Origin of the sequence: Mesorhizobium sp. M0923 (genome assembly GCF_040319365.1) — a bacterium.
Lineage (GTDB): Bacteria > Pseudomonadota > Alphaproteobacteria > Rhizobiales > Rhizobiaceae > Mesorhizobium.
Genome location: NZ_JAMYNW010000022.1, coordinates 90023 through 101659, shown reverse-complemented (window position 1 = coordinate 101659; position 11637 = coordinate 90023). Strand labels below are relative to the sequence as shown.

Sequence of the window (11637 nt, the reverse complement as noted above, 5' to 3'; positions counted from 1 at the left end):
TTGCCCCACCGCCCGCCCCCAACATCCGGTCCCCGCAACCCCCCCGCGGGGGCGGGGTGGGGGGAATCGGCCCCCGGCCCGATGCCGCCCTGCCATTCGCCCGTCTTTTGCGCTTCGGTTGAGGACAGATCGTAGCGGCCGATGCCGGCATGGGTGTCGATGACCCGAAACGCCTTGTCCTTCTGCTTCAGATATTCGATCAGCCGGCTGAGCACGGCATGCTTGACGACGTCGGCGAAGTTCCCGGCATGGTAGGCGTGGCGATAGTTCAATTGGAGCCCCTGCCCCAGCGCGGCGGTGGCGGCTGCGAGTTCGGATTTTCCGGCCGGCGGCCGCCGAAACGGAATGCCAGCGCCAGCCCGGCCAGGCCGGCCGCCATCAGGGAAAAACCGACCGGCCGCGCCCGGCGGTCGACCTCGCCGGCAGCCGAGCGCAGGACGAGGTCGACGGCCCGCATCGGAATGCCCTCGGCGTCGCCCGGACCGACGGTGAAGATGTAGGAACCGGGGGTAACGCTCGGGATCAGGCCGGCCTCGTCGCGAAAGATCCTGTCCGGCAGCTGTGGGCTGACCTGGCGCGGATTGTCGGAGTGATTGAACTGCAGCGTCGAGGCGAGCACCGTCCTGCCGCCGGTGGCGGCGGTCAGGGTCAGCACGGTGCGCTGCTGCGAGACGATGCGCTCGGCTCTTGCAGTAAGATCGACCAGCACGCGTAGCGGCCCGTCGCGTGCGCTCAGGGCCACCGTCACCGGCTTGAACCGGCCCTGGTCGTAAACCCGCCAGGTGCCGATCTCACGGCCGGAGAAATTGGTCATCGCCCAGGGATAGACGACGCCGATGCCGGTACCGATGAGCAGGATCAGAAGAAACAAAAAGCGCATGCGGACAATGCCCCGTTGATGCAACTACCTCGCATTGGCACCGTCGCGGATGCGCTCCATCTCGTCCAGCAACATGTCGAGGCCTATATCGAAGGTCTTGTCAAAACCGGCTGTGCCGAAATATGCCCCGGCAGCCATGACGCCGGGGAAATCCCGCGCTAGCGCTTCATCGCTCACCGTGGTGACCGCCGAAGGCCCCTTGGCGTAGCCGGCCGTCTCGTCAAGGATCGCGCCCATCAGATAGTAGCTCGTGGCTCGGAACAACCGGGCGCTGAGTTCCAAACCGAAACCGCCGGCTTCGAACAGGCCGATCACGTGGTTCAGCTTGGCGAGACATGCCGGCGAATTCATGCGGTAGACCACAATGAACGGCGCAAAGGCGGGATGTTCGGTGGCGACCCGGCGGTATTCCTTCACGGCGACGTGGATCCGCTGGCGCCAAGGCATGCCGTCGTCAGGAATCTTGATCGAGCTGATCTGTCGATCGACCAGTGCCTCGTAAAGATGCGCCTGGGAGGGGAAATGATGGTAGATGCTCATCGCTTCGCAGCCGAGTTCTGCCGCCAGCTTGCGCATCGAAAAGCCGGAAAGCCCCTCCCTCTCGATTACCTCGAAAGCCGCATCCTCGATCATCTCGCGAGACAGCCGGCCGCGCGTTCGCTTTTTTTTGACTGATATGTCCATGGTGCCGCTGGACAACTTACGCTGTAAGGTTAATTTTCGACATTACCTTACATCGTAAGGCCAACAAAAACCAGAGGAGAACGCCATGAACAGCTTCCATATCGTTTTCATCCACGCCCTCTTCGCTTCATCATGCATCCTTGCTCGCCTCCACGGTCCACGCGCTGACCCTGACGCTGGCCTCCGCACCGGCCCGTGCCGACGACTATGACGCAACCATCAAGGACATCCAGTCGACCATGGGCGCTTGGAGCTCTATCTTCAACGGCATGCAGGTCGATTTCGATACGTTCAGGAGGGAGACGGGCGGGCAGTAATGCTTTCGTTTTTGGAGCGGGATGCGTTCAAACTGAATTCTCCATCCCGCTCTAACTGTTTGTGTGATCCGCCAGCACCTCATTGATAACCCGCCACGATTTTTCCGCCTCGCGCTGGTTGCCGTCATGTCCCGAAGCGACGATCAGCGCCTTCCAGAGCGCCCAGCCCCGAGCGCGCGCCCAGCTGTGCTCGTCAAGGGAAATGGCGTCGCGGAACGCCTGGCGGCTCTCGCCGTAAAATTCCGTCCATGCGATCACCAGGTCACAGGCAGGATCGCCGATAGCCGAACTGCCGAAATCGACGACCGCGCAGAGCTTGCCATCTTCGACGAGCAGATTGCCTGAGGCAACGTCGCCATGGACCCAGACCGGCGGCCCTTGCCATCGCGAGCCGAGCGCGGTCGCCCACACCGCCTCGGCGGTTGCCTTGTCGATGCGGCCGCCGAGCGCCGAAAGCGCGGCTCGGGTCTGGGCGTCGTAGACTGAAAGCTGGCCACCGCGGTGGAAATTATGCTGACCTGCCGGTGGTCCGCCAGCGGCGTCGATCCGGTAGAGCGCAACCAGAAAGCCGGCCAGCGAACGAGCGAATTCATTGAGATCGGCAATCAGCCCACCAGCCGCCGGCCGGCCGCGAAGCCAGCGATAGACGGACCAAGGCCATGGATAGCCTTCACCGGGCGCGCCTCTGGCCAGTGGCACCGGTATCGGCAGAGGCAAGTGAGGCGCGAGGCGAGGCAGCCAGCGATGCTCCTTCTCGACCTGGGCAACATAGGCGGCAGCGCTGGGCAGCCGCACCGACATTCGATCGCCCAGCCGGAAGGTGCGGTTGTCCCAGCCGCCAGGCTCGACCGGCTCTACCGGCAGGTCCGCCCATTCAGGGAACTGCGCGGCAATCAAGCGGCGAACAAGTGCGGCATCTATCGATATGCTTGGTGTTTGATCATCAGGCGGCATCGGGCTTGCTCAGGTCTTCTAAGCCTTGCGTTCCCAGCGCCGGTCCGGTGTTTGCTGCCAGTAGGTCACGGTGTGGCCGGCCTCCTTCATTGTCTTCCAGTGCGTGCGTGCCGCCTCTAGCTGGGCTGCATCGTGGCCGTCGAACAGGAACACGGCGCGCTGGTAGCCGCCAAGCTCCGGCGGCACCGCGCCATCGACCAGGAAGCGTATCTGCGCCTGGTTCGGATTGTCAGGTCCGACGGTCAGAAGCACCGGCTGCTCGGCGGGATGGGCTTCGCGGTCCGTTGCATGGGCCAGGAACGAATCGTCCCGGAAAGTCCACAGATGCTGGTCCAGCGCGTCGCGCCGTTCCTCGGTGCCGGTCTGCACCACGGCGCGCCAGCCGCGATCGATGCTGCGCTCCAGGAGGCCGGGCAGCGCGTCCTCCAGGGTCGATTCGGTCAGGTGATAGAACAGGATTTCGGCCATGACTTCAGTCTAAATCATTTGGCGCGCCGCTCATTGCTCGTAATGATCGCGCACCAATCGGTCGAGCAATCTGACGCCGAATCCGGAAGCCCATGACTGGTTGATCTCGTTGGAGGGCGAGCCCATCGCGGTGCCGGCAATGTCGAGATGCGCCCAGGGCGTGTCCTTGACGAAGCGCTGCAGGAACTGCGCGGCGATGATGGCGCCGCCATAACGGCCGCCAATATTCTTCATGTCGGCATTCTTGGACTCGATCAGCTTGTCGTATTCGGCGCCGAGCGGCATGCGCCACAACCGCTCCTGCGTCGCCTGACCGGCCGCCGTCAGCCGGTCCGCTAGCTCGTCATTATTAGAGAACAGGCCAGCATAATGCTGGCCGAGCGCGACCATGATGGCGCCGGTCAGCGTCGCCAGATTGATCATGAATTTCGGCTGGAAGCGGTCGTTGCAGTACCACAGCGCATCGGCCAGCACGAGGCGGCCCTCGGCGTCGGTGTTGAGCACTTCGATGGTCTGGCCAGACATCGAGGTGACGATGTCGCCCGGTCGTTGAGCGTGGCCGTCGACGGCGTTTTCGACCAGCCCGACAATGCCCACGACATTGACCTTCGCCTTGCGCGCGGCCAGCGCGTGCATCAGCCCGGTGACGGCAGCAGCGCCGCCCATGTCGCCCTTCATGTCCTCCATACCGGAGGCCGGCTTGATCGAATTGCCGCCGGTGTCGAAGGTGACTCCCTTGCCGACGAAGGCGACCGGGCTTTCCTTGGCCTTGCCGCCGTCCCACCGCATGACGGCGATGCGGGCGCCACGCGGCGAGCCCTGCGCTACGCCCAGCAGCGAACCCATGCCGAGCTTCTTCATCTCCTTCTCGGCCAGGATCTCGACCGTGACGCCGAGCGCCTCCAGTTGGGCGATGCGGGCGGCGAATTCCACCGGTCCCAACACATTGGCCGGTTCATTGACCAAATCGCGCGCCAGCAAGACGCCGTCGATCACCGCCGCTTCATCGGCAAAGGCCTTCTTTGCGGCCGCCGGATCGGCCGTGTGAATGGTCACCTTTACCGGCTTTTTTGGCTCACGCTTGCCGTCACCATTGTCCTTTTTGGTCTTGTACTTGTCGAAGGAATAGCTGCGCAGCAGGATGCCCGCGGCAAGCTGAACGGCTTGCCTGCCGCTGACGGCGGCGCCGGGAAGATCGAGCACGACGGCCACTTCGGTTGCCTTGCGAAAGGATGCGGCAATCGTGCCGCCGAGCTTCAGCCAGGCGTAGTCATCGAGATTGGAGCCCTTGCCGGCGCCGACCGCCACCAGCCGCTCGAGCGACGTCCCTTCCGGTGCCAGCACTTCGACCTGGCTGGCGAATTTGCCGGTGAAGTCGGCGACGGGAAAGGCCCGCTCGAGGGTCTTTGCCGGATCGCAGGCCCTGACCGCATCACCGAGGCCGCCCTCGTCGGCCGCCAGAACGAAAACGCTGCCCTTTTTGGGCGCGGCGAATTTGGCGAAGGCGATCGAGGGTCTCGAATTCATCATGTCCTGCTTTCGGGGAAATGCGTTGGATTATCGGGGAGAGGCGTTCGATTGGGCAGATCGGATCTAAGATGCCGTGTTATTGCGTCAGTGAGCGGCGGGTTGAAACAGCTCGATGACATTGCCGGATGGGTCTTCGAGCAGGGTCTGGGAACCGCCGACGCCCGTTATGATATCGTTGCGAAAGACAAGTCCAGCACTCTTGAGACGCGCAACCTCTTCTTTCAGGTCCGGCACCACCAGCAGGATGCGGTTCCAGCCTCCCGGCACCGGCTGCCGGCCGTCGGGCATCGCCCGAGCACCCGAACTGCCGGGTCCGCTTAGAAGGAGCCGTAACGCGCCGCGCGTGACGGAGGCAAAAGCCGGTCGCGCGTCCTGTTGGACGGCGAAGCCCAGATGTCCGCAATAGAAGTCGATCGAGGCGGCGACATCATCGACAATGTAGCGAATGCTGACTGGCGTCATGATCATTGACCTTTCGGTTCGAGCACGTTCCAACAAGGCGTGTCTATTGCGGGCGGAACAGTCGGCATAGTCCTGCTCATTATCGCCGCTTGACAATCCGCGCCGCTATCGCCCTAGCCTGAATGCGGGCATTGGCGAAACAACCGCGAATGCTCGGCCGCATGCCGGTAAACCACAGACCGGGCAATCGCGGGTCGGCTTCGCCGCCGTTGAAAAGCGGAACGCCCTTGCCGTCGAGAACGCCGAGCTTGCCGACCATCTGCTCCAGCCCGGTCCGGTAGCCGGTCGCTGAGATGACGATATCGGGCGTGATAAACCTGCCGTCGTTCAATATGATGCCGTCGCGAGTAAATTCTCGCAATGGCGGCACCACCACGATCATGCCTGCCTTGATGGCGCGAACCGCGCCGTCATCGGCTGCAATCGCAGTGTAGTCGGCGCTCAGACGGCTCGCACCTCCTATGGAGGCCGGCGGAAGCCCGAATTTCGTCAGGTCGCCGAAAACCAGGCGCTGGGTTGTCGCCATCACCGCATCGGCAATCCGTACCGGCAAGCGCGCCATGAAAGGCGAAAGCCTGTGGACGGCGATCTTGCAGATGCGTTTCGGCAGCAATGACGGACCATTGCGGGCCGACAGCCAGATGCTTTCGGCGTCTGCATCCGCAAGATGATTGAGGACGTCGAAACCCGAATTGCCGGCACCGACCACCAGCACCTTTTTGCCGGCATAGTCTTTCGCCTCGCCAAAATCTGCCGAATGGACGATCCGGCCGGCAAAATCCTTCATGCCTTTCCATGCGGGAATAAACGGCTGCCGGTCGCGCCCGGTGGCGACGACGACATGGCGCGCCGGACGGGATCCGGAATTGGTCTGTACGGTCCAGTGATCGCCATCGAACGTGATCTCTTCGACGGCAACGCCGAATGTGACAGGCAGCCGGTGCACTTGGCTGAAATCGTTCAGATGGCGAATGACGGCGGTTCTGTGCGGGAAGGCCGGGGTGCCTGCGGGATAGCCGATGCCGGGCAGCGTCGAGAGATCGCGATGCGTGTTGAGGTGCAGACGTTGGTGCCGCCGATGCCAGGGCTCGGCAAGCCGGCTCTCCTTTTCCAGGACGAGCGTCGGTACGCCGGCCTTCATCAGGGCGTGGGCGGCGGCAAGGCCGGCCGCGCCGGCGCCGATCACAATCGCGCCATCAAAGACCGCTTCCCAACCGGTTTGACTGCGCAATTTTTCCGCTTCCATGCTGGGGCTCAACAGATCCTGACCCGTCTTATCACGCCGCCGCGGCGGCGATCGGCGCGACATTTGGTCGTTTTGCCGCATTTGACAAGACTTTGGCCGAAATCGCTCCCATATGCGACATTGAACCATCCACGATTCGTCGCGGCACGGCCCCGCTTCCCGCCGCAACCTGTTGTTAACCAACAATGTTCGCCCTTTCTTATCCATTGCCGCCGACACTCCGGCCCAGCGGAATTTGCGATACGGAACCCAGATCGAACCGCCAAACTGAGCCAGTTGTGCAGCCGGCGCCGGACGACTACCTTATTCCAAGGCATGATGCCGTTCGAAACCGCCGAGAAAAGCCTTCATGAAGGTCGTTGAACGTTACATCATGCGCCGTGCTTTCGCGGTATTCGCGCTGGCGCTCGTTTGGACGCTGGCGATCGTCTGGACGACTCAGGTGCTCGCCCGCATCGACCTCGTCACCGATAGCGGTCAGTCGGCCCTCACCTTCTTCGAAGTCGCAGCGCTGATCGTCCCGTCGATCGTTCCGATCGTCGTGCCGTTCGCCCTAGTCGTCGCGGTCGCGCAGATCCTCAGCGTGATGAATTCGGATTCGGAGCTGGCCGTCATCAATGCCGCCGGCGCTTCACGCTGGACCATCGTCAGGCCGATCATGCTTCTGGCACTCGCAGCCAGCGTTTTTTCGTTTGCTGTCGACAATGGCGTCGACCCTTACGCACGCCAGAAGAACCGCGAGTTGATTGCTTCGTCGCGTGCCGATCTGTTGTCGTTGATCATCCAGGAAGGCACCTTCCGCAAGATCGATGATGGCCTGTTCCTGCAGGTTGGCGAACGGCTTCCCGACAATCGCCTCGGCGGCATCTTCGTCGCCGACTCGCGCGAAGAAGGCGTCAATCTCATCTATTATGCCAAGACCGGCAGCATCATCGAACGCGGCGACGAGAAGGTGCTGATGATGAATGACGGCGTCATCCATCGCAAAACCATGACCGGCGACCTCTCGGTAATCCGGTTCACCTCCTACGCCTTCGACTTGTCCGCTTTCTTGTCGGCGTCATCTGACATTCTGCTTTTGCCGAAGGACCGGACGACCCAGTACCTGCTCAATCCCAGTCCGAACGACAAGATGTACCAGCAAAAGCCGAACAGGTACCTGGCCGAGCTCAACCAGCGTTTTTCCGAGTGGTCCTATTCGCTCGTCTTTGCGCTGATCGCGCTTGCGGTCGCCGGAGATGCGCGCTCGCATCGCGAGGCGCGCGTGCACCCGCTGATCACGGCAATCGCGATCGCGCTGTTCGTGCGCTGGCTCGGGTTCTTTGCCGCCGGCAAGGCCGACAAGGTGCCGCAATATGCCTATATGGTCTACGGCGTCCCGATCGTGGCATCGGCGATCGCTATCTGGTTCATCGTTTCCAACCGGACGATGGAACTGCCGGTTGCTTGGGCCGATTGGATAACCAATCTTGCCGGCCGCTTCAATGACGGCTGGAGCGCCGTCAAGCTCCGCTTTGCCCGGCGTGGCGCATCCGGACAGGGAGCCGGCTGATGGGCTGGACTCTGGGTCGGTACTTCTTCTTTCGCTATGTGACGATCACCATCTGGTTCTTCATCGGCCTTTTGGCGCTGGTGTTCCTGATCGATTTCACCGAGCTTTCCGGCCGCACGACCGGCGTGCCGGGCTTCACCTACGCAACTGCGTTCGCCATTTCGGGGCTCCGGATGCCGATGATCATGCTGCAGACGGTGCCGTTCGTCGGCCTGTTCTCGGCGATGGCGACCCTGGTGTCGCTCAACCGCAAATATGAATTGGTCATCGCCCGTTCCGCCGGGGTTTCCGCATGGCAGTTCCTGCTGCCGTGCTGCATCGGGGCGCTGCTGTTTGGGGCCTTGTCGGTTGGCGTCATCAATCCGATAGCCGCGCACGCCTATTCCTGGTCCGAGCAGATCGAGACCCAGCTCCGTTCGGGCAAGTCGAACACCGTCTCGGCCGACGCCGCGCCCTGGATCAGGCAGAAAACCAGCTCCGGCGATACCATCATCGGCGCGCGCGCCATTCTCAATCAAGGCCTGGAGATGGCCGACGCGGTCTTCTTCAGTTTCAGCCCGCAAGGCGACATCATCGAGCGCAAGGATGCCGCGCACGCCTTTTTGCGGGACGGCTACTGGGAATTGCGGGACGTCAAGGTGTTCCGGGACGGCACCATCCAGTCGTTACCCAGCGATCGGCTGCCGACCGATCTCAAGCCGGAATTCGTGCAAGAGCGGTTGGCGCGCCCTGAGACCATCCCCTTCTACGATCTGCCCGGCAAGATCGAGGTGGCCCGCTCCTTCGGCCTCAAGGCAAATGCCTTCGCCATGCAGTTCGATTCCCTGATTGCGCTGCCCTTCCTGCTCGTCGCGATGACGCTGATTGCGGCAACGGTATCAATGCGATTTGCGAGGATGGGGCAGTCGGCGACGATGATTCTGGGTGGCATCGTGGCCGGCTTTCTGCTTTATGTCGTTTCGGTGCTGGTCAAGGCATTCGGCGTAGCGGGATTCGTACCCACTGCCGTAGCGGCTTGGGTCCCGGTTGTCGTGGCTATGTTCTTCGGGGTGACATTCCTGCTATACAAGGAAGACGGCTAGTGAGGGAGGCGGTTTTGCGCAGCCATAGGCACGCCGGTTTGGCACGCCTCTCTGCGGCGAGCGCCTTGGCATGCCTGCTTGCCGGCGCTGCCCCGGTTGCTCCGGTTTTCGCCCAGGACGTCAGTGAGCTGGCAACGAAGGTTCCGAGCGGCACGCAGATGCTGCTGGCAGCCGATACGCTGGTCTACGACAACGACAAGCAGACTGTGACGGCCGTCGGCGGCGTCCAGATCGACTATGGCGGCAACCGTCTCGTCGCCCAGCGGGTCGAATACAACCGCAACACCAAACGCCTCGTCGCCAGCGGCAATGTCGAGCTCGTCAACAGCGACGGCACCAAAATCTATTCGCAGCATGCCGACATCACCGACGATTTCGCCGACGGCTTCGTCAACGCGCTGCGTGTCGAGACCGTCGACAAGGCGTATTTCGCCGCCGAAAGCGCGGAGCGCATGGGCGGCGTGCTGACGACGTTCCACAATGGCGTCTACACCGCCTGCGAGCCGTGCGAGGACAAGCCCGACAAAGCGCCGACCTGGCGTATCAAGGCCAGGAAGATCATCTGGAACGGCGAGAAGAAGACGGTTCGCTTCGAGAATTCGAATTTCGAGTTCTTCGGCTTTCCACTGGCCTATCTGCCGGCTTTCGAGATCGCCGACCCGACGGTCAAGCGCAAGAGCGGCTTCCTGATCCCCGGCGTCGCCTACAAGAGCGATCTCGGCGTCGGTGTTAGAGTTCCCTATTATTTCGCGCTCTCGCCGACCTACGATCTAACTGTCACCGGCAGCGGCTATACCAGACAGGGTTTCCTCGGTGAGGCCGAGTGGAGGCAGCGCTTCAACAACGGTCAGTACAGCCTGAAGATTGCGGGCATCCGTCAAGAGAATCCCGATGCCTTCATCGACGACAATGGCCACAACGTCAGTTCGGGTACCGAGGGCGATCCGAACAGGTTCCGCGGCATGATGGGCACCCAAGGCCAGTTCGCCATCAACCCGCGCTGGGACTTCGGCTGGGACATCCTGCTGCAGAGCGACAAGAGTTTCTCGCGCACCTACGATATCGATGGCTTCAACGATAGCGTACACCGCTCCGAGGTGTACCTGACGGGGCTCAACGATCGCAATTATTTCGATGTGCGCGCCATGCACTTCGACGTTCAAGAAGACACCCTCGCTAGCGATCCGACCGCCCGCGCCGCCAAGCAGCCCTGGGTGCTGCCCTCGCTCGACTACGCCTATATCCCCGACATGCCGGTGGCCGGCGGGCAGCTGTCGTTCGACGTCAACGCGCGGATCATAGACCGCGACAGGCTCGATACGGCTCTTGCAGATTCGGGCATCCCTTCGTCCGTCAACAACGTCCGCGGCATCGACGGTCAATCCGGCCGCGTTACCGCTGAGGCCGAATGGAAGCGCACCTTCACCACCGATGGCGGGCTGCTGCTGACGCCGCTGCTGGCGCTGCGCGGCGACGCCGGCTATGTCAACGCCTCCTCGGCCTCGCTCGACGCCGTCAACCAGATGGCGACCAATCTCGGCGTTGACGACGACATGCGTTCGTCGCTTGCCCGCTACATGGCGACCGCCGGCCTTGAGATGCGCTGGCCGGTACTGTTCTCGATGACCAGTTCCAGCCATGTCTTCGAACCGATGGCGCAAGTGTTCATGCGTCCGAACGAGCAATATGTCGGCGGGCTGGCGGTCCCCAACGAGGACGCCCAGAGCTTCGTCTTCGACGCCACGACGCTGTTCGAGCGCGACAAATTCTCCGGCTATGACCGCATGGAAGGCGGCACGCGCGCCAATGTCGGGCTGCGCTATTCCGGCGCGTACGACAATGGCTGGAGCACCAATGCGGTGTTCGGGCAATCCTACCAACTCGGCGGCCAGAACTCGTTCGGCACGCCGGATCTGGTCAATGTCGGCGCCTATTCGGGTCTTGAAACCGCAACCTCCGACTATGTCGGCCTTGTCGGCTTCAATAGCCCCAGCGGATTTTCCGGCTCGGTCAGCGGCCGTTTCGACGAGCAAAGCTTCGAGGTCCGCCGCGCTGAGGTAAAGGCCGCCTTTTCAGGCCTGCCCGTATCGCTGAGCGCCAAATACGCCTTCATCCAGGCGCAGCCGCTCTATGGCTTCTCCACGGATCGCCATGAGATCACGCTCGGCGCCTCGACGCATCTTGCTGAGAATTGGCGCGTCTTTGGCACCGGCACGTATGATCTGGAGCAGAGCATCCTGGTCAAGGACGGGGTCGGCTTTGCCTATAGCGATTCGTGCTTTACCTATTTGATGACGTTTTCGGAAAGACGTGACCTGAACACCAAGGAAGTATCGCAGAACGTCGGCTTCAACCTGTCGTTCCGCACGCTCGGCGATTTCGGCTCGTCGCAACGCTCCATCGACACCATCCAATAAGGGGAGCAGCAGTCGGCAACGGGGCGGCTGGCGGACGACATTGTT

12 protein-coding genes are annotated in these 11637 nt (G+C 62.2%); 4 read left to right on the top strand and 8 right to left on the bottom strand.

Annotated features, from left to right (window positions below; genetic code table 11):
- From rlmJ to NKH89_RS28730, 3 genes are all read right to left on the bottom strand, one after another.
- Positions 1 to 272: 23S rRNA (adenine(2030)-N(6))-methyltransferase RlmJ (gene rlmJ / locus NKH89_RS28740; protein WP_352910773.1), on the bottom strand; the 272-nt coding region annotated here is incomplete at its 3' end.
- Entirely contained in the window at positions 269 to 880 is a 612-nt protein-coding gene (locus NKH89_RS28735) for a hypothetical protein (protein WP_023719807.1), read from the bottom strand. The genes rlmJ and NKH89_RS28735, both read right to left, overlap by 4 nt.
- A 24-nt stretch (positions 881 to 904) precedes the next feature.
- Positions 905 to 1564, bottom strand: a complete 660-nt coding sequence (locus NKH89_RS28730; protein ID WP_352481795.1) for a TetR/AcrR family transcriptional regulator — start codon at positions 1562 to 1564, stop codon at positions 905 to 907.
- Positions 1565 to 1704: 140 nt separating this feature from the next.
- Between NKH89_RS28730 and NKH89_RS28725 the strand changes: the two genes are divergently transcribed.
- On the top strand, positions 1705 to 1881 hold the full coding sequence (locus tag NKH89_RS28725) for a hypothetical protein (protein WP_352481796.1): 177 nt from the start codon (positions 1705 to 1707) through the stop codon (positions 1879 to 1881).
- 51 nt (positions 1882 to 1932) lie between these two features.
- Here the strand turns inward: NKH89_RS28725 and NKH89_RS28720 are convergent, their stop codons facing one another.
- The 5 genes from NKH89_RS28720 to NKH89_RS28700 all read right to left on the bottom strand — a co-directional run bounded on the left by NKH89_RS28720 (position 1933) and on the right by NKH89_RS28700 (position 6541).
- Positions 1933 to 2835, bottom strand: coding sequence for an aminoglycoside phosphotransferase family protein (locus NKH89_RS28720; RefSeq protein WP_352515674.1), 903 nt, complete (start codon positions 2833 to 2835; stop codon positions 1933 to 1935).
- 18 nt (positions 2836 to 2853) lie between these two features.
- Positions 2854 to 3303 carry a DNA polymerase III subunit chi gene (locus NKH89_RS28715; protein WP_023719810.1) on the bottom strand — a complete coding sequence of 150 codons (450 nt, stop codon included), beginning with the start codon at positions 3301 to 3303 and terminating at the stop codon, positions 2854 to 2856.
- A gap of 30 nt (positions 3304 to 3333) precedes the next feature.
- On the bottom strand, positions 3334 to 4830 hold the full coding sequence (locus NKH89_RS28710; protein ID WP_023719811.1) for a leucyl aminopeptidase: 1497 nt from the start codon (positions 4828 to 4830) through the stop codon (positions 3334 to 3336).
- Between the two features lie 87 nt (positions 4831 to 4917).
- A complete protein-coding gene (locus NKH89_RS28705; protein WP_352494878.1) occupies positions 4918 to 5301 on the bottom strand; it encodes a VOC family protein in 384 nt (127 codons plus the stop codon).
- Between the two features lie 73 nt (positions 5302 to 5374).
- Entirely contained in the window at positions 5375 to 6541 is a 1167-nt protein-coding gene (locus NKH89_RS28700; protein WP_352481799.1) for a flavin-containing monooxygenase, read from the bottom strand.
- Between the two features lie 349 nt (positions 6542 to 6890).
- On the opposite strand from NKH89_RS28700, the gene lptF reads away from it, so the two are divergent.
- From lptF to NKH89_RS28685, 3 genes are read left to right on the top strand one after another with little or no spacing between them, the layout of a single operon-like run.
- Positions 6891 to 8093, top strand: coding sequence for an LPS export ABC transporter permease LptF (lptF, locus tag NKH89_RS28695; RefSeq protein ID WP_352494877.1), 1203 nt, complete (start codon positions 6891 to 6893; stop codon positions 8091 to 8093).
- Positions 8090 to 9175 carry an LPS export ABC transporter permease LptG gene (gene lptG, locus NKH89_RS28690; RefSeq protein WP_023719815.1) on the top strand — a complete coding sequence of 362 codons (1086 nt, stop codon included), beginning with the start codon at positions 8090 to 8092 and terminating at the stop codon, positions 9173 to 9175. Before lptF ends, lptG begins: the two co-directional genes overlap by 4 nt.
- Positions 9175 to 11592: an LPS-assembly protein LptD gene (locus NKH89_RS28685; protein WP_352494876.1), complete on the top strand. Its 2418-nt coding sequence runs from the start codon at positions 9175 to 9177 to the stop codon at positions 11590 to 11592. The genes lptG and NKH89_RS28685 overlap by 1 nt, the downstream gene beginning before the upstream one ends.
- The last annotated feature ends 45 nt before the right edge of the window (positions 11593 to 11637 follow it).

Excerpts from the sequence above, each read along its gene's own strand:
- NKH89_RS28705 (WP_352494878.1), bottom strand. The coding sequence starts at position 5,301 with ATGATCATGACGCCAGTCAGCATTCGCTACATTGTCGATGATGTCGCC.
- NKH89_RS28730 (WP_352481795.1), bottom strand. The coding sequence starts at position 1,564 with ATGGACATATCAGTCAAAAAAAAGCGAACGCGCGGCCGGCTGTCTCGC.
- lptF (WP_352494877.1), top strand. The coding sequence starts at position 6,891 with ATGAAGGTCGTTGAACGTTACATCATGCGCCGTGCTTTCGCGGTATTC.
- NKH89_RS28715 (WP_023719810.1), bottom strand. The coding sequence starts at position 3,303 with ATGGCCGAAATCCTGTTCTATCACCTGACCGAATCGACCCTGGAGGAC.
- NKH89_RS28735 (WP_023719807.1), bottom strand. The coding sequence starts at position 880 with ATGCGCTTTTTGTTTCTTCTGATCCTGCTCATCGGTACCGGCATCGGC.
- NKH89_RS28720 (WP_352515674.1), bottom strand. The coding sequence starts at position 2,835 with ATGCCGCCTGATGATCAAACACCAAGCATATCGATAGATGCCGCACTT.
- NKH89_RS28700 (WP_352481799.1), bottom strand. The coding sequence starts at position 6,541 with ATGGAAGCGGAAAAATTGCGCAGTCAAACCGGTTGGGAAGCGGTCTTT.
- NKH89_RS28710 (WP_023719811.1), bottom strand. The coding sequence starts at position 4,830 with ATGAATTCGAGACCCTCGATCGCCTTCGCCAAATTCGCCGCGCCCAAA.